Origin of the sequence: Saccharopolyspora mangrovi (genome assembly GCF_035320975.1) — a bacterium.
Lineage (GTDB): Bacteria > Actinomycetota > Actinomycetes > Mycobacteriales > Pseudonocardiaceae > Saccharopolyspora > Saccharopolyspora mangrovi.
Genome location: NZ_JAWLNX010000002.1, coordinates 397,861 through 417,739, shown reverse-complemented (window position 1 = coordinate 417,739; position 19,879 = coordinate 397,861). Strand labels below are relative to the sequence as shown.

The window sequence follows — 19,879 nt, the reverse complement described above, 5'->3', positions numbered from 1 at the left end:
CATCGTTTATCAGTTCGGGGCGCCCAGAGGGGGGCACGGCCTCGATCACCCCGGGCCCCGCTTCTCGTTCTGCGCTTAGAACCCGCGGTTGTGCCTGGTCCGGTTCCTGACCTTCGCAAGCCGGAGAGCAATGACATGCCCTCATCACTCGTTCGGCCGGCACCGGCTCCTTAGTCGGCGATGGAACCAGGCCACGAGCGCCGGGTCATCCAGCCCCTTTGCAACGAGCTCCGCCCCAGACAAGTCGTCGTCGCAGGTATAGGGGTTGTGTGCGGCTAGACAGCGCAGGTCGGCGGCCACCGCAGCCCGCACGCCATTGGCGGAGTCCTCGACGGCAACGGCGTCCTCAGGCGGGCAGCCGGTCCGGCGCAACACCTCGAGGTATGCGGCCGGGCTGGGCTTGAGGTCGGGGACCTCGGTTCCGGTGACCACGGTGTGGAACCTGTTGCCGAAGGCGCGCTCCAGAAGGGGTTCGACCCAGGCGCGCGTGCCAGTGGTCGCCACGTGCACCTGGACGCCGCTCGCCTCGATCTGGTGGATCAGTTGGTGAGCCCCCGGGCGGGCATGCACCTGTCCATCCTCGATCAGGCGCCGCATGATCTGGGTCTTGCGCTTGTGCAGCCTCTCTGCGAGCTCGGTGGATTCGATCGGTGATCGGCCGGTGCTTTCGAACCAGGACGCCAGCCGTTTGGCCCCGCCGGTGATCTTCAGCAGCCGCCCGTAGGTGGCGACATCCCATCGATCGGACAGCCCGGCCTCCTCGAACGCCGCGTTGAACGCGACGCGATGGCCGTCCCGTTCGCTGTCGACGAGAGTGCCGTCGACGTCGAAGATCACCGCCTCGAGCCGGCTCATCGGGCTGAGCCGAGGTAGTCGCGGACACGGGCGGCGACCGCGTCCGCGGTGAAGCCGTGGTGGGCCATGACCTCGCCACCGGGGCCGCTGTCGCCGAAGTCATCGATGCCGATGGCGAGGTCGACGAGCCCTCGCCAGCTCGCGGTGTTGCCCGCTTCGAGGCTGACGGTGGTCACGGAGGGATCCGGTGCGTAGCGCGAGCGGTCGAGTGCCGAGACCACCCGGACGCCGTACCCCTCGGCCCGCAGCACTCGAGCCACGGCGGTGGCCAGCGACACTTCCGAGCCGGTGGCCACGATTTCGAGCGAAACGAGCTGGTCGACGTCGAGGTCGTCCGGGTCCAGCTGGGGGAGCGACTGCCGGGAGAGGATCAACGCGGTGGGCCCGTCGGTGCGCTTGAGCGCCAACCGCCAGGCCTCCACGGTCTCGGCGGTGTCCGCCGGTCGCAGCACCTGGAGCCCGGGGATCGCGCGCAGCGACTCGACGTGCTCGACCGGTTGGTGGGTGGGGCCGTCCTCGCCCACCGCGATTGAGTCGTGGGTGAGCACGTAGATGACCGGCTGGCCCATGAGCGCCGACAATCTCAGCGCCGGCCGCAGGTAGTCGGCGAAGACCAGAAAGGTGCTGCCGAAAACCCGGAACCCACCGTGCAGGCTGATTCCGTTCATGATCGCGGCCATGCCGAACTCGCGAATGCCGAACGCAATCGCCGTGCCCGAGTAGTCGCCGCGGGTCACCAGCTCGCCGAAGGCGGTACCGGTCGAACCGGACAGGTCTGCCGAGCCTCCGACCAGTTCTGGCAGCACCGCGCGTGCGGCGTCCAAGCAGGCTTGGGAGGACTGCCGGGTGGCCCTCGGTGCCGTGTCTGCTACCTGCAGCAGTGGGGTGAGGTCGTCGGGCAGCCTGCGTTCCTGCGCCCGGCTGTACTCCGCGGCGCGCTCTGGAGACGCGGCCTCGAAGGCCGCGAACTCCTCGCGCCAGGCAGCGTGTTCCTGAGCGCCGGTCTCGGCCAGCGAGGAGCAGACCGCGCGCACCGGTTCGGGCACGGTGAACGGCGGATGCTCCCACCCCGCGAGTTTCTTGGTCTCGGCGAGCAGCGCGTCGCCCAGTGGGGATCCGTGGGCCTTGGCCGTGCCTTCCACCCCTGGAGCGCCTTGGCCGATCACGGTCCGCACCGCGATGAAGCTGGGGCGCGGGTCGGCTTTGGCGCGGGTGATCGCCTGGTCGATCGCGTCGATGTCGGTGCCGTCCACCACGGCCTCGGTGTGCCAGCCGTACGAGCCGAAGCGGGTGAGCTGGTCATCGCTGCATGAGCGGTCGACGCCGCCGTCGATGGTGATGTCGTTGTCGTCCCAGAGCACGATCAGCCGTCCGAGCCCGAGGTGACCTGCGAGGGAAGCGGCCTCGTGGCTGATGCCCTCCATGAGGCAGCCGTCGCCGACGATCGCGTACGTGTGGTGGCCGGTGACCTCGGGATATCTGGCGTTGGCCATGCGTTCGGCCAGCGCCATGCCCACCGACATGGCCAGGCCCTGGCCGAGGGGCCCGGTGGTGCATTCGACACCTGGCGTGTGTCCGAACTCCGGATGTCCCGGGGTGCGGGAGCCCAGCTGGCGGAACGAGCGCAGTTCGGCTTCCGGGAGGTCGTAGCCGAAGGTGTGCAGGAGCCCGTAGAGCAGGGCCGAGCCGTGGCCGGCGGAGAGCACGAAGCGGTCGCGGTCTGCCCAGTCGGGTGCCTCGGGGTCGTGGCGCAGGTGCCGGCTCCACAGGGTCCACGCCATCGGAGCCGCTCCCATCGGCATTCCCGGGTGTCCGCTCGAGGCGGATTGCACCATGTCGGCAGCGAGGAAGCGGAGCGTGTCGACGGCAAGTCGGTCGGTCTCGACGGGCACGCGAGCTCGGTGCAGGACGTTGGTCATCAAGCTGCCTTTCGTTGTGATGCGCTCTCGATCGCCGCGGCGCGCAATTCCCTGACGGCGGCGGCTTTGCCGTCCGGGTGCGCGTACAAGCCTGAGCCCGAGATGAAGACGTCGGCGCCGGCAGCAGAAGCCGTCCGGATGGTCTTGGCGTTGATGCCACCGTCGACCTCGAGTTCGACGGGCAGACCGGAGGCGTCGATCATGCGCCTGAGTTGCGCGACTTTCGGCTCCACCGCGGGGATGTAGGCCTGTCCGCCGAATCCGGGATTGACGGTCATGGCCAGGACCAGGTCGGTCTCGGCCAGGACGTGCTCGACGACGTTCGCCGGGGTGTGCGGGTTGAGCGCAACCCCGCTGCGCGCGCCGAGGTCGCGAATGCGCGCGAGCGTGCGATGGAGGTGGGTGCAGGCTTCGGCGTGCACGATGACGAGCTCGCACCCCGCATCGACGTAGCGCCACAGCAGCTCATCGGGGTTGACCACCATGAGGTGGGCCTCGAAGTCGACGGCGCTGTGCGGGCGCGCCGCCGCGATGACATCAGGACCGAAGGTGAGGTTCGGGACGAAGACGCCGTCCATGACGTCCCACTGGATGCGGTCCACGCCCGCCGCGCAGAGTTCCCTCACCTGGTTGCCGAGTTCGGCGAAGTCGGCGGGCAACACCGATGGCACGACGAGCGGCTGGCGGACACTCGGCTCGGTCATGGCGCGACCTTTCATGTCGGGTGGGTTCATCGCACCCCGTCATGCGCGCTGGGCACTCACCCACGCGGGTGGAGGGGCGGGTGATATGCGCGACGGATTCCGCGCCGTAGGCTTGGCACATGACGGCGTCGTCCCCGAACCCCCAGCGCCTGGTGCTCGTCGACGACCACGAGATGGTGTTGCACGGGCTCGGCGCCATGCTCGGCCACTTCCCCGACGAGGTCCTGATCGTGGGGCAGGTGACGACCGCAGCGGAGGCGCTCACGATGGTCGCGGAGCAGCGCCCCGATGTCGTGCTGTGCGACGTGCGCATCGGCAAGGAGAGCGGTCTGGACCTGTGCCGCCAGATCACCACGCAGCACCCGGCCACCAAGGTCGTCCTGCTGACCGTGTACGACGACGAGCACTACCTCTACCAGGCCCTGCGGGTCGGTGCGTCCGGCTACATCCTCAAGCGCATCGACGGCCAGGAGCTGGTCGGCCACCTGCGCCGGATCCGCGAAGGCGAGACCGTCGTCGATGCGGCGCTGGCCGGGCGGGTGGCGCTGTCGGCCGCGCGGCTCAACGCCGGGGAATTCTGGTCCGGTGCGCACCTCGGCCTCACCCAGCGCGAGTCGGAGGTGCTGGAGTTGCTGGTCGCCGGCCACTCGAACAAAGCCGTCGCGAGCAAGCTCGTGGTCAGCGAGGACACGGTCAAGACCCACATCCGCGGGCTGTACCGCAAGCTGGGGGTCGCCGACCGCAGCGGAGCCATCGCCGTCGCGTTGCGGGAGGGGTTGTTCCATTGAGCTCCGCCGCCAGTTCGATTCCCAGCGCGAAAGACCTCGCCGAACTGCTCTCGGCCGAGGGTGCGCTGCTCTACGCCATCGAAGGCCAGGACCTCAGCATTGTTGACATCTGGCCCGAGCACACTTCCGCGAGCTCCCTGAAACTGCAGGTCGGCTTCGGGGTCACGGGCTTGGTCGCGCGCACGGGAAAACCGGTTCTGCTCGAGTCCGACTCGCCTCGCAATGCGCTGCACCGCCAGTTGCTGGGGCTCGAGCCCCAGCAGACCGTGGCGCGGATGTGCCTCCCGCTGTGGGGGCTCTCCGAGGAGGCAGGCGTGGTGGGCGTCCTGGCCGTCCACCGCAGCCCGCAGAGGCCGTTCGGTCCGGACGATCTCGAAGCCGCGGAATCGTTGGCGACGGTGCTCGGTCTGCGGCTGCACGCGGAGCAGTTGTGGAGGGCGGTCAACCGGCACCGCACCGAGCGCGACCGGCTCATGAAGCAGGCCATCTCGGCGCAGGAGGCGGAGCGGCGCCGGATCGCGTTCGACCTGCACGACGGTGTGACCACCGCGCTGGCGTCGATGTCGTTCCACCTCTCGGCTGCGGATCTGACGGTCTCCGAACTCGCGGCGCACGACGACTCGGAGTCCTCGACGCGGGTGCAGGAGCTGGAGCGTGCCCGGGCCGAGCTGGTGAGCGCTCGCGAGCTCGCCGACATGGCCTACAACCAGACGCGAGCGGCCATCTCCGGCCTGCACAGCCTGGTCCTCGACGACCTCGGACTGGTCGCGGCGATCGAGTCGCTCGTTCAGATGGCCAGCCGGGATGCGGGGCCTTCGATCGAGCTTGTGGTGGATCCGGCGGCGGCCACCGATGACATCCCCAACCATGCGGCCGCGGCGTTGTACCGGATCCTTCAAGAGGCCCTGGCCAACGCGGTCAAGCATGCCGAAGCTGACCGCATCGTGCTCTCACTGCGCCGGGTCGGCGACTCGATAGTGATCGGGTGCGCAGACGATGGGAAGGGCTTCGACCCGGTCGAACGCCGCAATGCGCGCACCATGGACGCCGACGGGGCGCAGCACTTCGGCCTGAGCTCCATCGCCGAGCGCTGCGCCATCATCGAAGCGTCCTTGCGAGTCGAGTCCGTACCGGAGCGCGGCACCACCATGCTCGTCGAACTCCCGCTGTAGCGATTGTTCTTCGAACTCATCATTCCCGGCGATGGTGCGAGGGAATCTCAGCCGCCTTCTTGCTGGGGTGCGGCTTCTCATCGCATGACCCCATGACATGACCTCGCAAGAAGACGGCTGAGAACCTTCGGCGGTGCCAGTCACGAGGGCGGGCTGAGTGGCTGGGCCGCTCAACGAGTCGAAGTCGATCAGCTGATTGCCTTTGCGGCCTGCCGGCAGTTGGCGACCAGCGCCTCCTGAGCGGCAGTGACGTTGGCGGTGTCGCCGCCCCAGGTGTGCAGAGCGTCGCTGACCAGAGCACGTCCGAAGGAGAAGGTGACCTGCCACGGACGCTTGGTGGTGGTGTTGAGGTCGGCGAGGAAACCGCAGACGTCCGACGTCGGGTGTCCGCCGGACAGGAAAGCGATCCCCGGCACGGTGCGGGGGACGGTGTCGCCGAGCACTTCGAAGGTTGCCGCGGCCACCGTGGATGCCGACGTCGGCGAGGCGTCGAGGCCGGGTGTCACGAAGTTCGGCTTGAGCACGATCCCGTTCATGTCGACACCGGCTTGGTCGAGCTCGTCGAACAAGCTGGAGAGGGCTAGGCGGGTCGCCTGCGCGGACTCTGCCAGGCTGTGATCGCCGTTGCAGAGCACCTCCGGCTCGACGATCGGGACGATTCCGTGCTCCTGGCACAGCGCTGCGTACCTGGCGAGGGCGTGGCCGTTGGCACGAGCGCTGTAGGACGTGATCGTCCGCACGTCGAACACGGCGCGCCATTTGGCGAAGGCGGCCCCGCGCTCGGCGTAGGAGGCCAACCGGGCGCCCAGACCGTCGAGGCCCTCGGTGATGAGCGCGCCGCCGAGTCCCGGTAGTGGGGTGGTTCCGGTATCGACCTTGATGCCGGGGAGGATCCCGAGGTCGTGCGCGGCTTCGGGGAAGGTGCGGCCGTCGTTGAGGTGCTGGCCGAACGTTTCGTCGGCGAGGATGATCCCGCTGATCGACTCCGACAACCGGTCGGCGGTGAGCAGCACCTCGCGGTAGTCGCGTCGAGTGACGTCGCTCGCGGGGATACCCTCGGCCTTCAGGCGTGCCGACATGGTCTTGATCGACTCGTCGGCGGCGAGGATGCCTCGGCCTTCGCAGGTCATCTGCTCCGCGGTCTCCGCGAGGACGGGAACGTTGCTGGGAAACGTGGTCGTCATGCTCAGCATGGTGTGACCCGCGCCATGTGTTGTACTCACCCCGTGGGGCGATGCCGGGTGTGAAACGACGCCGAACCCACCGTCTCCGGGGCGCACACGTGCCGGAGGAACAAGCGAGTCGCCGCCGTCGGCTCGGAGGTGGTGCACAGATGCCACGGACGGTCGAGCGGGGTGCCGGTCACGGGGTAGGAGGCGAGTTCGCCGGCCTCGAGCTGCTCGCGCACAGCCTCCTCGTGCACCAGCGTGACACCGAGGCCCTCCCGTGCGGCGGCGACCGCGGCACCGGCCGTGCCGAGCGTCAGCAGCGGCGGTGCCGCCTGCAGTCGAGTGAGCAGCGCCAAGGTCGTCTCGCGCGTGCCCGATCCCAAGGCGGTCAACAACCAGGTCGTCGTCAGCGGGTCACGCTGGATGCCCGGCCGTCCGACGAGGACCAAGCGGTTCGCTCGTCGTGCTCGGGTCACCAGGCCGGACCCACGTGGTGGGCGGCCGGCGAGCACGACGTCGACGGCGTGGTCGGATGCCAGCGAGAACAGCTCGTCCCGTGGCAACACCGACAGGGAGAGCTCGATCTGCGGATGCTCCTGGGCGAATGACGCGATCAGCCGCGGCAGGACGTACTCGCTTGCCGTCGCGACGGCACCGATCCGCACCCGTCCGCGCTCGGCGTCCTGCACCGCGCCGGCGGCTTCGGCGAGCAGACCGAGGAGCTTGCGGACGTAGGTCGCGAAGGTCTCACCGGCGTCGGTGGGGACGATGCCTCGTCCTGCTTTCCCGAACAAGGTCGTTCCGAGTGCGGATTCCAACGCCGCGATGGCTGCTGAGACTGCCGACGGTGTCACGTGGAGGTTCTCGGCAGCGGCCTTCACGCTGCCCGTCTCGTAGACCGCCATGAAGGTGTGCAGTCGCGCCCAGGTGGCGGCGGCAGGCAGCTCGCTAAGTCCGTCCATAGTTCAAGGATGCCTTATCTATTTGCGGAAAAGATTCGATTGTCGTTGATTGATTGGCGACCGAGACTGGTCGTGCACCGAGCGCACACGAAAGGGATCTGCCATGACGATCAGCGAAGACGGTACGGAGACCAAGGAACGCTGGGACCCGGGCGTGCAGAGCTACGCGGGGATGGGTTACTACAACGCGGACTACGTTCCCAAGGACACCGACGTGCTCGCGGTGTTCCGAGTGACGCCGCAGGACGGCGTTGACCCGATCGAGGCCGCCGCGGCCGTGGCGGGTGAGTCCTCTACCGCGACCTGGACGGTGGTGTGGACCGACCGTCTGACGGCCAACACTCACTACCAGGCCAAGGCCTATCGCGTTGACGAGGTCCCAGGCCGGCCGGGGGAGTACTTCGCCTACATCGCCTACGACATCGACCTCTTCGAAGAGAGCTCCATCGCGAACCTGACCTCCTCGATCATCGGCAACGTGTTCGGCTTCAAGCCGCTGAAGGCGCTGCGTCTCGAGGACATGCGGATTCCGGTCGCCTACACCAAGACTTTTCAGGGGCCGGCGCACGGCATCGTCATGGAGCGCGAGCACCTCAACAAGTACGGCCGCCCGCTGCTGGGCGCCACGATCAAGCCCAAGCTCGGCCTGTCGGCCCGCAACTACGGCCGCGTGGTGTACGAGGCCTGCCGCGGTGGGCTGGACTTCACCAAGGACGACGAGAACATCAACTCCCAGCCGTTCATGCGCTGGCGTGACCGCTTCCTCTACGCGATGGAAGGCGTCAACCGGGCGACGGCCGAGACCGGCGAGGTCAAGGGGCACTACCTCAACGTCACCGCCGGCACCATGGAGGAGATGTACCGCCGCGCGGAGTTCGCCAAGGAGCTCGGCAGCGTGATCGTGATGATCGACCTGACGATCGGCTACACAGCGATCCAGTCGATGGCGCACTGGGCCCGGGAGAACGGCGTGCTGCTGCACTTGCACCGCGCCGGCCACTCGACCTACACGCGGCAGAAGACGCACGGCGTGAGCTTCCGGGTGATCGCGAAGTGGTGCCGCCTGATGGGGGTGGACCACGTCCATGCTGGCACCGTCGTCGGCAAGCTCGAAGGCGACCCGGCCACCACCCGCGGGTACTACGACACCCTGCGCGAGAACAATGTTCCTCTGAACCTGCAGAACGGCATCTTCTTCGACCAGGACTGGGCCTCGATGCCGGGCGTCATGCCGGTCGCTTCCGGCGGTATCCACGCCGGTCAGATGCACCAGTTGCTGGATCTGTTCGGTGACGACGTGATCCTGCAGTTCGGTGGCGGCACCATCGGTCACCCGTACGGTATCGCCGCGGGCGCTGAAGCCAACCGCGTTGCGCTGGAGGCCATGGTCAAGGCGCGCAACGAAGGTCGTGACCTGTTGCGCGAGGGCCCCGACGTGCTCCGCACTGCCGCGAAGAACTGCCAGTCCCTCGAGGCCGCGCTCTCCACGTGGGGCGAGGTCACCTTCGACTACACCAGCACCGACGCGCCCGACTTCGTCCCGACTCCGTTGCCGTCGGCCTGACCACTCACTTGTCACAGGAGCACGTCATGAAACTCCGGTATGGAACGTTTTCGTACCTGCCCGACCTCACCGACGAAGAGATCGCGGCCCAGGTGAAGTACGCCCTCTCCCAGGGTTGGCCAGTGTCGGTGGAGTACACCGACGACCCGCATCCGCGCAACGTCTACTGGGAGATGTGGGGGCTTCCGATGTTCGACCTGGCCGAGCCCGACGGTGTTCTCGCGCAGATCAACGAGTGTCGCGCGACCCATCCTCGTCACTACGTCCGGGTGCTGGCCTACGACGCGAGTCTGGGCAGGCAGTCGACCGCGATGCACTTCCTCGTTCAACGACCCGAGGAGGAGCCCGGCTTCCTCCTCGAACGTCAGGAAGGGCCGGACCGCACCCAGCGGTACTCCGTGAAGTCCTACGCCACCGAGAAGCCTGCCGGGGCTCGGTACGCAAGCGGGTGATCTGATGGAAACGCCCAAAGGATTCGGGTTCCCTCGGCCTGCCAAGGACGAATCGGAGCCGGACGAAGCGATCGTTGAGGAGGGTTCGGGGCAGTCGGCCCCTCTCGGTGACGACGCGGAGCTCGACCTCTCGGCGGACGAGTCGGCGGCCAGGGTCGCGGAGACCCTGGCCTGTCTCGAGGCCGAACTGGTCGGCTTGGCTTCGGTCAAGCGGCGCGTCCGCGAGATCGCCTCGTTGCTGCAGGTCGACCGCGCCCGCGAGCGGTTCGGGCTCACGGCGTCGAATCCGACGTTGCACATGAGTTTTACCGGTGGGCCCGGTACAGGAAAGACGACCGTGGCCATGCGGATGGCGAGCATTCTGCACGCCCTCGGCTACATCCGGGCTCCGCGGGTACACGTGGTGACCCGTGATGACCTGGTCGGCCAGTTCATCGGCCACACCGCGCCGAAGACCAAGGAGGCGCTCGCTCGCGCGGCGGGGGGAGTGCTGTTCATCGACGAGGCCTACTACCTCTTCCGCCCGGAGAACGAGCGCGATTACGGGCAGGAGGTCATCGAGATCCTGCTGACGGAGATGGAGAACGAGCGCGGCGACCTGGTGGTCATCTTCGCCGGGTATCCGGATCGGATGGCGACGTTCTTCTCGGCCAACCCGGGTTTGAGCTCACGGGTTCCGCATCACATCGAGTTCGAGGACTACAACCACGCCGAGTTGTTGCAGATCGCCGATCTAATGGTCGCGGAGGAGAACTTCCGCTTCGACGAGCAGGCACGTGAGGTCTTCTCGGACTACCTCACCCGCCGGATGCAGCGGCCGAACTTCTCCAACGCGCGCAGCGTGCGCAACGCTATCGAGCGCAGCCGGCTGCGTCAGGCTCGCCGCCTGGTGGGATTGAACCGCCCCTTGGGGAAGGAGGATCTCGTCACCATCACTGCGGAGGACATATACGGGAGCAGTGTGTTTACGGCGGATTCGAGCGACTAGTGACCGGTAGTGCGGCCGGGGTCCGTGGAAGCAGGACCTGCGACGTCACGCCGACTGGCCGCGTGCTTCGATCAGGTGGTGAGCGGCAGCTCGCTCCTGGACGTCGACTGCCCGGACGGAGTGCATCCGCCCGGGCAGTCGAGCGGGTTTGAGCCATTGCGAGCGTTCTGCCGATTGATGGCATGGTGGGCGCTGGGTGGCCCTTGAGCTGTGGGATGGGGGATCGTGGTGGAGGTGCGATGTTCAGATGCTGATCCGGCAGTTGGAATACCTCACGGCCTTGGCGCGTGAACGGCACTTCGCCCGTGCGGCAGAGACTTGCTACATCTCGCAACCCGCGTTGTCGACTGCGATCCGCAAGCTGGAGGCTGATCTGCACGTGCCGATCATTCAGCGAGGCAACCGGTTCCTCGGTTTCACGCCCGAAGGAGAGCGCATCCTGCAGTGGGCCTACCGGATCCTGGCCGAGCGCGACTCGTTGGTCGAGGACGTAGGCGTGATGCGCGAGGGGCTGAGTGGATGCTTGCGCATCGGCAGCGTCCCCACCGCCCTCAACGTGCTGCCCGTGCTCACCGCGCTGTTGTCCGAGGCGCAGCCGCGCATCCGGTTTTCCGTTCGGTCGATGACTTCCGCGCAAATCCAGCGGGACCTGTCGAACTACGAGCTGGACGTCGGCGTGACGTACGTGGACAACGAACCGCTCAGCCGGGTGCGGTCGATGCCGCTCTACCGCGAGCGGTATCTGCTGCTGGTTGGCGACGACGCGTTAGCCGGACGAAGCTCGGTGACGTGGCAGGAGGCCGCGGAGGTGCCGCTGTGCCTGCTGTCCGGCGACATGCAGAACCGCCGCATTCTGGACTCGATCTTCGAGGAGGTCAACGCCCGACCCGTACCTGCCGTGGAGGCCGATTCGATCACTGCGCTGCGGGCGTACGTCGAGGAGGGCCGGTGCGCGACCGTGCTCCCGCAGTCCTGGGTGAACGGGCACAATGTGGCCGAGGGAATGCGCGCCATCCCGCTGGTGGAGCCGGAAGCCACCCAGACCATTGGCCTGGTCATCCACGACCGCGATCCGGAGCCGATCCTGGCTCGGGCTCTCCTCGACGTTGCTGGCGGGATGGATCTGCAGAGCACGGTCGATCTCGCCAGCCGCACGGGTTTTCCAATACCGGGACTGGATGAGCCCGGCGTTGTCGAGGAAGCGCAGGTTCGTGAATCTGGCCTGGACACTGGAGAATCCGTGACGTTTCCGGTGGAGCTCGACACTGCAGGCGACTAACGACGTTTCTGGAACGACCTGGGCGAGAGGTGGCTGGTGGGTCGGTGATGCGGTACTCGTCGGGTTGTGACGTTGTATGCGCGGTGCCGGGGATGACGCGTCGGCAAACGGGCGCGGCATCCCCGGCATTGGGTCACGTGGTGAACAGTTGCAAGGCCGCCGTGATGGCGTTGAACAGGCCGTAGAGCAGGGGGATTCCTACGATCAGCCAAGTAATGCCTATCTCTGCCTTGTACTTGTCGGGTGTGCGGGGAGTGGATTCGGTCATGGTCCGCATTCCTCCGAGCCGTTGCGTCGGATGATCACTGGTTGGGTGTGGTGGTAGGACGACGAGGGGTGTCAACGGCGTCCGAAACCGGGGTCCTCTCGTGCCAGCGTTCGGCGACCGGCCGGATGAGCAGGTTCGCGGTGAACCCGATCGCCAGGACGCCGACCATGGTGAGCAGGGCGGGCCGGTAGTCGGATGCGACGAGCTCGCCCGGCGTGCCCCGCGTATCGAGGATGCGGTTGATGATCAGCGGACCGAGCACGCCCGCCGTCGACCACGCGGTGAGCAGACGGCCATGGATTGCGCCTACCTGGTAGGTACCGAACAGGTCGCGCAAGTACGCGGGAACGGTGGAGAAACCCCCACCGTAGAAGGAGATGATGACTGCGCACAGGATTACGAACAAGGCTGTGGAGCTCGCTCCGGCCACGGCGAGCAGCACGTAGAGAACCATGCCGAAACCGAGGTACATCACGTAGGTCGGTTTGCGGCCGATGATGTCTGATGCGGACGACCAGATGAACCGACCGGCCATGTTGGTGACCGACAGCAAGCCGACGAAGCCAGCAGCGGCGGTCACGGTCACGGTCGATGTGTTCCCGTCGCGGAAGAAGTCCTCGATCATCTCGGCTGCCTGCTCGAGAATTCCGATACCGGCGGTCACGTTGCAGAGCAGCACCGTCCACAACAGCCAGAACTGCGGTGTTTTGATCGCGTTGCTGGCCGAGACGTTCCCCGTGGTCACCATCGACTTGGCCTTGACCTTCGACGGATCGAAGTGCGGAGGTACCCATCCAGGGGCGGGCACCCGCACGGTGAAGACGCCCATCATCATGACCAGGAAGTAGGCCGCGCCCAGGGTGAGGAACAGCTTCGCGACGGCCTCGCCGGAGGCGACCTGTGCTCCGCCGCCGTAGAAGGAAAGCAGTTTGCTCGACAACGGTGCGGCGACCATGGCACCCCCGCCGAACCCCATGATTGCCATCCCGGTGGCCAGACCGGGCCGGTCGGGGAACCACTTCATCAAGGTCGACACCGGGGAGATGTATCCGATGCCCAGGCCGATGCCCCCGATGAGCCCGTATCCGAGGTAAACCAACCAGAGCTGGCCGACGGCGATGCCGGCGGCCCCGACGAGGAACCCCGACGCCCAGCAGCACGCGGCGGTGAACATCGCCCGACGTGGACCGACCCTGTCCACCCAGGTACCGAAGACCGCAGCGGAGACACCCAGCATGACGATGGCGATCGAGAAGATGACACCGATCGCGGTGAGACTCGTATCGAAGTGCTCCCGCAGGGACGCCTTGTACACACTCGTCGCGTACACCTGCCCGATGCACAGGTGAACGGCCAGGGCAGCGGGCGGGATCAGCCACCGGCTGTAGCCGGGCGGAGCGATCGTGTGCTCCCGATCCAAAAACGATAGAACGGCCATTGCGCACCTCCAGGGTGAGGCAGTTGCGTACCGAGCCAGCGAGCGTTGATGCTGTCGAGCCGCGTCAGCTGACTCGAAGGTCGAGGGCGTCGTGGTGCGCGTGTGCGAGCACATCAAAGACGCCGCCAGGTCTCATCCCCCTGCGGGGTGAGCAGGGGTGTGAGTCACCAGCCGGGGCTGCCCGTTCGCGCACCTCGTGTGAAGGGCAGCGGAGCTGGTGGTCGAGACATCATCGTGGTCTTGCACTCCCACCTCCCCGACTTCTTGTCCGGCCGTGAATGGCGGATGACCAGTTGCACGGCCAATGACGTGAAAAACTAGGTACGAGTGTGATGAGCGTCAAAGTGCTTTCTTGAATTCAGCGATAACCACGATTTATGAGCCGCCGTGGGCGGCAAGTGGCATCAGGTTCGAGACCGGACCTGGACCAATGTCCACTGGCGGATGACGGCGCGAGCATCGACACTGGCGCGGACGCGCAGTCGAAGATGGGCGAGTCATGAGCGCCATTGAAGAGACGATTGATGTCGGTGTCCCGGTGCGCACCGCCTACAACCAGTGGACTCAGTTCAAGTCCTTCCCGCGGTTCGCGGCGGCGGTGAAGAAGGTCGACCAGCTCAGACCGAACGTGACCCGCTGGATGATCGGGTTCGGTCCGCTGCGGCGGGAATCCGAGGTGGAGATCGTGCGGCAGCAGCCCGATCGCTGCGTGGCCTGGCGCAGTTTGGAACGACAACCCCGCCATCGAGGTGAGGTGACCTTCCGACCCCTGGGACCTGAGCGCACCGAGATCGTCGTTCGGGTGCACTACGAACCACGCGGACTCGGAGAGTCCCTAGCCGGCGCCTTCGGGGTGCCACACCGCATGGTTCGGTTCGGGCTGGAGCACTTCAAGGAGTTCATCGAATCACTCGGAGAAGAGAGCGGCGGCTGGCGCGGTGCGATCAGCAAGGGACGAGTGCAGCCGTTTGAGCCGGAACCGCCGAGAAGCCAGGTCCCGAAGTGGCCCACCGGCTGAGCTGCGACAGCAGGACCAGGAAAGGCGGACACATTGCGAGACGCACCCGGAGACGAACCGGATGAGGAACTCTCCGTAACTCCTCCCAAGAAATGGGCGGCTGGAATTCCGGCGGTGACGCACGCGCTCGGGTATTCGCTCGAGGAAACCTCTGTCGAGCGAACGGCCCGGACGCTCCTCACGATCAACCAGGTGGACGGCGTCGACTGTCCCGGCTGCGCCTGGCCGGACCCGTCCCCGGGGCAGCGCCACCGCAACGAGTACTGCGAGAACGGCGCCAAGCACATCAACGACGAGGCCACGTTGCGGAGGGTCACCGCTGACTTCTTCCGGCAGCACCCGATCTCCGAGTTGGGCCGGCATTCCGATCTCTGGCTGAACCAGCAGGGGCGGCTCACCGAGCCGATGGTGAAGCGACCGGATTCCGACCACTACGAGCCGATCAGCTGGCGCGACGCGCTCGGGTTGGTCTCCGAGGAGTTGAAGTCACTGGGCTCTCCCGACGAGGCGGCCTTTTACACCTCGGGCCGGGTCAGCAACGAGGCAGCTTTCGTGCTGCAGCTGTTCGCCAGAGCGTTCGGCACCAACAACTTGCCGGATTGCAGCAACATGTGCCACGAATCCAGCGGGTTCGCTCTGCATGAGACACTGGGCACGGGCAAGGGGACGGTGAGCCTGCACGATCTCCACCACGCTGACCTGATCTTCCTCGTGGGGCAGAATCCCGGAACCAACCACCCGCGGCAGCTTTCCGCGTTGGAGGAGGCCAAGGCCAACGGTGCCCGGATCATCGCGGTGAACCCGCTGCCGGAAGCGGGACTACTGCGCTTCAAGAACCCGCAGCGCCCGCGCGGGGTGATCGGTCGCGGAGTCTCGATCGCCGACCGGTTCCTCCACATCCGTGGCGGTGGTGACCTGGCGCTGTTCCAGGCTCTGAACCGGCTACTGCTTGAGGCGGAGGAGGAGCGGCCCGGCGCCGTGCTCGATCACGAATTCATCCGCACGAACACCAGTGGTTTCGAGGAGTTCGCGCAGCACGTTCGAACGATCTCGTGGGACGAGATCATCGCGGCGACGGGACTGACCGTGCGGAGATCGAGGCGGTGCGGGACGAGGTGCTCCGCCACGAGCGCGTCATCGTTTGCTGGGCAATGGGGGTGACGCAGCACAAGCACGGGGTGGCCACCATCAGGGAGATCGTGAACTTCCTGATGATGCGCGGAAATCTCGGGAGGGCAGGAACCGGAGCGTGCCCAGTGCGCGGGCACAGCAATGTGCAGGGAGACCGAACGATGGGCATCTGGGAACAGATGCCGGACGATTTCCTGGACGCGATCCAACGCGAGTTCGGTTTCGATCCGCCGCGAGCGCATGGCCTGGACTCGGTGAACACGATCAGGGCGATGCACGAAGGTCGCATCAAGGTCTTCCTCGGGGTCGCGGGGAACTTCGTTCGCGCGGTGCCGGACAGTGCCGTCGCGGAAGACGCGCTCCGCAATTGCCGACTCACCGCGCACATCTCTACCAAGCTCAACCGTTCCCACACCGTCTGCGGAAGAACCGCGCTCATCCTGCCGACTCTCGGGCGCACCGAGCGCGACATCCAGCAGGATGGCGCGCAGTTCGTCACCGTCGAGGACTCGTCGAGCGAGGTGCACGTTTCTCAGGGCCGCCTGCAGCCGGCGTCGACTTTGCTCCTCAGCGAGGTCGCGATCCTGTGCCGTCTGGCCCGACGTACGCTCGGCGGACGAACGACGGACATCCCATGGGAGATGTTCGAATCCGACTACGGCACGATCCGCGATCGGATCGCCAACGTGATCCCCGGATTCCACGACTTCAACCGGCGAGTGGTCCGCCCCGGTGGCATCCGGCTGCCGAACCCGGTGAACGAGGGGGTGTTTCCCACACCTGCCGGGAAAGCCCTGTTCACCTGTAATGCGCGGCACATGCCGGAGATTCCCGAAGGGCATCTGCTGCTGCAGACCCTGCGGTCCCACGATCAGTGGAACACCATTCCCTACACGGAGAACGATCGTTACCGAGGTGTGCACGGCCGCCGTCGCGTCATCCTGGTCAACCCGGACGATCTGACTGACTTGGGCCTCGCAGGAGGCGAGTGCGTTGACTTGGTGAGCGTGTGGGAGGACGGTGTGGTTCGCCGGGCGGAGGATTTCGAAGTGGTCTCGTATCCGACTACGCGTGGCTGCGCGGCAGCGTACTATCCCGAAACCAACGTCCTGCTGCCACTGGCAAGCGTGGCTGACATCAGCAATCAGCCGACGGCGAAGGCAATGCTGGTGAGGCTGGAGCGCACTGGTACAGCTTCAGCGAACGGATCTTCCAGCCACCGCAGGTGAAGCGGAATCAGGCTTTGTCGGTCGACGTTCCGACCGCGGTCTGCGTGTCGGCCGAGGCCATAGCGGGAGCAGACGAGTTGTGCTGTGCGGTCTTGGGCGCGGACGGGCGGGCGATGACGGAGTAGATTGCGCCGACCAGCAGGCCGCCACCCACCAGGTTGCCCAGGCCGACGAAGAGGAGGTTGTTCGCGAAAGCCTCGGCCGTCACGCCGGGCACGCGTGCGAACAGGCCGAGCGAGAAGCAGGTCATGTTGGCGACGACGTGCTCGAAGCCCGAACCGACGAACGCCAGAAGGCCCCAGAAGACCAGAGCGATCTTGGCACCATCGGAACGGGTTCGGCCGGCCATCCACACGGTGAGGCAGACCAGGAAGTTGCAGAGGAGCCCGCGGAAGAAGAGGTCTTCAGGGCTTTCGGTCAGCTTCGTCCCCAGCAGGCTCCTCAGCATCGCCGCGCCGGGTGCGGGATTGCCGGGGTCAGCCGCGACGTCCAGGACTCCGGCGGAGTGCACGAGCCAGGCGAAGACGGCGGAACCGAGAAGGTTTCCGACGAAGGAGAGGGCGATGACCATCGCCGCGCCGACGAGCGAGACCCGTCGGCGGCTCAAACCTTGGACCATGGTCATCATGTTGCTGGTGCACAGCTCGGAGCCTGCGAAGAGCACCAGGGTCAGCGCCACGCCGAAGACCAGGCCTTGCATCAGCTTGGTCCATGCGGAGTGCTCGGTGTTGAGCGGGCCGGTCACCATCAGCAGGAGGACCACGGCCACGCCGATGAAGGCGCCGCCGAGCGATGCGAGAAGCAGATAGCGTCCAGGGCTGCGGAGTTGGGACGCTTTCGCTTGCGCCGCCATGACCTGCTCTTCCAAGGACTCGTGAAGTGGAATCGGCATGGTGGTCCTCTCAGTGCTGATCAGGTTCGGAAAAGCCGTTGCTCGCGGAGACGGGGCCCTCGGGCATCCGGATGGGGCGATTCCGCATCAGGCTCTGGTCGTGTTCCACGTCTTCCATGGAGTGACCGACAGGACAGCTCAGGGATCTTCGAACGCATTCATGATCTGGCCATGCCGTTGTTCTGCACCCCGGTTGGCGCTGACCCTTTCCCGCCGTGTTGGGGAACGCTGAAACCAACCGCGCGACAGCTTTAGCGCTCGGTGCGGGGGAGTCAAAGAGAAACCGACGATGGTGCGATAGACAGTGCTTTTTCCCGCTGCATCGACTACGAGCCCGATGTCCGGCGATCGCGTTCCGCAACGGCTAGTCTGGCTGCGGCGAAGCGCAGCGATCGCAGCGAGGCGTCGGTGCCCGGTGGACTGACCGCTGGATCCTGGTGGGCTTGGCTTGTGCTTCTGCTCTTGGCATCGGCGTGGGTTATCGATCGGTTGACATCGCGAATTGGAAGTACGCGCTCGCTCGCTGGAGAATGCGGTTGGGACGTCAGCGGATTCACCGCTGCGTGCAGCGTGATCGACGAGGATGGGCATGGACGAGCACAGTTCCCCTTTGTATGAGCGAGCCATCTCGGTAGGCGCAGGTTTGGACGTGTGCGCGACGCGGGTCGTCACCTGTGCGTGGGAGAGGCGCCATGTCTGAGGTGGCTTTGGGAATGCCCGGCATGCCGCATCGTGTGCATCCGGGGTCGGACATGCGTCCGGATACGTCCCAACTCGTGGACCGCTTCGGCCGGATCGCAACGGACTTGCGGGTGTCGTTGATCGACAAGTGCAACCTGCGCTGCACGTACTGCATGCCGGCTGAAGGGCTCGCCTGGCTCAAACGGGCGGAGCTGCTCGACACCGAGGAAATCCTCCGATTGATCGGGATCGCGGTGGAGCGCCTCGGTGTGCGAAACGTGCGGTTCACCGGTGGTGAACCGCTCTTGCGCAAGGATCTCGTCGAGATCATCGCGAGGACTTCGCGGCTGCCCAGCGGGCCGAGAACCTCGTTGACGACCAACGGTATCAACCTGGGCTCGTATGCTGATGATCTGCGCCGCAGCGGCCTGAACCGGGTGAACGTGTCCCTGGATTCCCTTGACCAGAACATCTTTCGCGAGCTGACTCGTCGCGACCGGTTCCACGACGTCATCGCAGGATTGGAAGCTGCGCAGGCCGCGGGGCTCGAGCCGGTCAAGGTCAACGCCGTGCTGATGCGGGGTCGCAACGAGCACGAGGCCTGCGACCTGCTGAGGTTCTGCCTCGAACGGGGCTATCACCTGCGGTTCATCGAGCAGATGCCGCTGGATGCGCAGCACGGTTGGGACCGTGCGGCGATGATCACCGCCGATGAGATCCTCGATCTGCTGGGCACCGAGTTCACTTTGACACCGCACGCGGCCGAACGCGGTTCTGCTCCTGCTGAGCGTTGGCTCGTCGACGGCGGACCGGGGACCGTGGGCGTGATCGGCTCGGTCACCCGACCGTTCTGCGCCGCCTGCGATCGCACTCGCCTCACCGCTGATGGGCAATTGCGCTCCTGCTTGTTCTCCACGGAGGAAACCGATTTGCGCGGTCCGATGCGAGCGGGTGCCGAGGACGAGGAGTTGATCCGGCTGTGGCAGGACACCATGTGGGCGAAGGCCGCGGGTCACGGTGTCGACGGTGCTGGTTTCGCGCGGCCTGCGCGGCCCATGAGCGCGATCGGAGGTTGAGCCGATGACTGCGGTGCACGAGCAGGTCGGTGTTCGGGTCCGGTACTTCGCGGCTGCGCGCGCGGCCGCGGGTGTCGCCGAGGAAGTGGTGCGAGTCGGGAGGTCGACTGAGGTCGCCCCGACCGCTGGCGATACCATCAACGCTGTCACCGCGGCGCACGGCGATCGCTTGGCCGCGGTCGTGACCGCGTGCAGCTTCCTGCTGAACGGTATGGCGGTTCGGGACCGTTCCGTCGAAGTCCACGACGGCGCTGAACTCGACGTGCTGCCCCCGTTCGCCGGCGGATGAATCGA

At 66.3% G+C, this 19,879-nt stretch carries 17 protein-coding genes and 1 pseudogene; 10 read left to right on the top strand and 8 right to left on the bottom strand.

The window, feature by feature from the left end; translation table 11 throughout:
- Positions 1 to 144: 144 nt before the first annotated feature.
- From R4I43_RS04515 to rpe, 3 genes are read right to left on the bottom strand one after another with little or no spacing between them, the layout of a single operon-like run.
- Positions 145 to 855, bottom strand: a complete 711-nt coding sequence (locus R4I43_RS04515) for an HAD-IA family hydrolase (protein ID WP_324264222.1) — start codon at positions 853 to 855, stop codon at positions 145 to 147.
- Complete coding sequence (gene tkt, locus R4I43_RS04510) at positions 852 to 2,774, bottom strand: transketolase (protein ID WP_324264221.1); 1,923 nt, start codon at positions 2,772 to 2,774, stop codon at positions 852 to 854. Before tkt ends, R4I43_RS04515 begins: the two co-directional genes overlap by 4 nt.
- Positions 2,774 to 3,478, bottom strand: a complete 705-nt coding sequence (rpe, locus tag R4I43_RS04505) for a ribulose-phosphate 3-epimerase (protein WP_324264220.1) — start codon at positions 3,476 to 3,478, stop codon at positions 2,774 to 2,776. Before rpe ends, tkt begins: the two co-directional genes overlap by 1 nt.
- Before the next feature lie 119 nt (positions 3,479 to 3,597).
- On the opposite strand from rpe, the gene R4I43_RS04500 reads away from it, so the two are divergent.
- Both R4I43_RS04500 and R4I43_RS04495 read left to right on the top strand, forming a co-directional pair.
- On the top strand, positions 3,598 to 4,266 hold the full coding sequence (locus tag R4I43_RS04500) for a response regulator transcription factor (RefSeq protein WP_324264219.1): 669 nt from the start codon (positions 3,598 to 3,600) through the stop codon (positions 4,264 to 4,266).
- Positions 4,263 to 5,438: a GAF domain-containing sensor histidine kinase gene (locus R4I43_RS04495; protein WP_324264218.1), complete on the top strand. Its 1,176-nt coding sequence runs from the start codon at positions 4,263 to 4,265 to the stop codon at positions 5,436 to 5,438. Before R4I43_RS04500 ends, R4I43_RS04495 begins: the two co-directional genes overlap by 4 nt.
- A 188-nt stretch (positions 5,439 to 5,626) precedes the next feature.
- Here R4I43_RS04495 and R4I43_RS04490 read toward each other — a convergent pair whose 3' ends face one another.
- Complete coding sequence (locus R4I43_RS04490; protein WP_324264217.1) at positions 5,627 to 6,622, bottom strand: class I fructose-bisphosphate aldolase; 996 nt, start codon at positions 6,620 to 6,622, stop codon at positions 5,627 to 5,629.
- Positions 6,623 to 6,657: 35 nt separating this feature from the next.
- Positions 6,658 to 7,569, bottom strand: a complete 912-nt coding sequence (locus tag R4I43_RS04485) for a LysR family transcriptional regulator (RefSeq protein WP_324264216.1) — start codon at positions 7,567 to 7,569, stop codon at positions 6,658 to 6,660.
- A 103-nt stretch (positions 7,570 to 7,672) separates the two neighbouring features.
- On the opposite strand from R4I43_RS04485, the gene R4I43_RS04480 reads away from it, so the two are divergent.
- The 4 genes from R4I43_RS04480 (at position 7,673) to R4I43_RS04465 (ending at position 11,852) form a co-directional block, all read left to right on the top strand.
- Positions 7,673 to 9,133, top strand: a complete 1,461-nt coding sequence (locus R4I43_RS04480) for a form I ribulose bisphosphate carboxylase large subunit (RefSeq protein ID WP_324264215.1) — start codon at positions 7,673 to 7,675, stop codon at positions 9,131 to 9,133.
- Positions 9,134 to 9,159: 26 nt separating this feature from the next.
- Complete coding sequence (locus R4I43_RS04475; RefSeq protein WP_132684914.1) at positions 9,160 to 9,585, top strand: ribulose bisphosphate carboxylase small subunit; 426 nt, start codon at positions 9,160 to 9,162, stop codon at positions 9,583 to 9,585.
- Positions 9,586 to 9,820: 235 nt separating this feature from the next.
- The gene (locus tag R4I43_RS04470; RefSeq protein WP_324264214.1) at positions 9,821 to 10,573 is read left to right on the top strand and encodes an AAA family ATPase; all 753 of its coding nucleotides are present in this window, start codon (positions 9,821 to 9,823) and stop codon (positions 10,571 to 10,573) included.
- Between the two features lie 247 nt (positions 10,574 to 10,820).
- On the top strand, positions 10,821 to 11,852 hold the full coding sequence (locus R4I43_RS04465; RefSeq protein ID WP_132684915.1) for a LysR family transcriptional regulator: 1,032 nt from the start codon (positions 10,821 to 10,823) through the stop codon (positions 11,850 to 11,852).
- A gap of 133 nt (positions 11,853 to 11,985) precedes the next feature.
- Here the strand turns inward: R4I43_RS04465 and R4I43_RS04460 are convergent, their stop codons facing one another.
- Together R4I43_RS04460 and R4I43_RS04455 are read right to left on the bottom strand one after the other, a co-directional pair.
- Positions 11,986 to 12,120 (bottom strand): MFS transporter small subunit, encoded by a 135-nt coding sequence (locus R4I43_RS04460; RefSeq protein WP_268952350.1) that lies wholly within the window; start codon positions 12,118 to 12,120, stop codon positions 11,986 to 11,988.
- A gap of 34 nt (positions 12,121 to 12,154) precedes the next feature.
- Positions 12,155 to 13,558, bottom strand: a complete 1,404-nt coding sequence (locus R4I43_RS04455) for an OFA family MFS transporter (RefSeq protein WP_324264305.1) — start codon at positions 13,556 to 13,558, stop codon at positions 12,155 to 12,157.
- Positions 13,559 to 14,057: 499 nt separating this feature from the next.
- On the opposite strand from R4I43_RS04455, the gene R4I43_RS04450 reads away from it, so the two are divergent.
- Together R4I43_RS04450 and R4I43_RS04445 are read left to right on the top strand one after the other, a co-directional pair.
- The gene (locus R4I43_RS04450; RefSeq protein WP_324264213.1) at positions 14,058 to 14,576 is read left to right on the top strand and encodes an SRPBCC family protein; all 519 of its coding nucleotides are present in this window, start codon (positions 14,058 to 14,060) and stop codon (positions 14,574 to 14,576) included.
- Between the two features lie 33 nt (positions 14,577 to 14,609).
- Positions 14,610 to 16,936, top strand: a pseudogene (locus tag R4I43_RS04445) (FdhF/YdeP family oxidoreductase).
- 7 nt (positions 16,937 to 16,943) lie between these two features.
- Here the strand turns inward: R4I43_RS04445 and R4I43_RS04440 are convergent.
- The gene (locus R4I43_RS04440) at positions 16,944 to 17,828 is read right to left on the bottom strand and encodes a formate/nitrite transporter family protein (protein WP_324264212.1); all 885 of its coding nucleotides are present in this window, start codon (positions 17,826 to 17,828) and stop codon (positions 16,944 to 16,946) included.
- A gap of 692 nt (positions 17,829 to 18,520) precedes the next feature.
- On the opposite strand from R4I43_RS04440, the gene moaA reads away from it, so the two are divergent.
- Both moaA and R4I43_RS04430 read left to right on the top strand, forming a co-directional pair.
- On the top strand, positions 18,521 to 19,585 hold the full coding sequence (moaA, locus tag R4I43_RS04435) for a GTP 3',8-cyclase MoaA (protein ID WP_324264211.1): 1,065 nt from the start codon (positions 18,521 to 18,523) through the stop codon (positions 19,583 to 19,585).
- 4 nt (positions 19,586 to 19,589) lie between these two features.
- Positions 19,590 to 19,874, top strand: coding sequence for a MoaD/ThiS family protein (locus tag R4I43_RS04430; protein WP_324264210.1), 285 nt, complete (start codon positions 19,590 to 19,592; stop codon positions 19,872 to 19,874).
- The last annotated feature ends 5 nt before the right edge of the window (positions 19,875 to 19,879 follow it).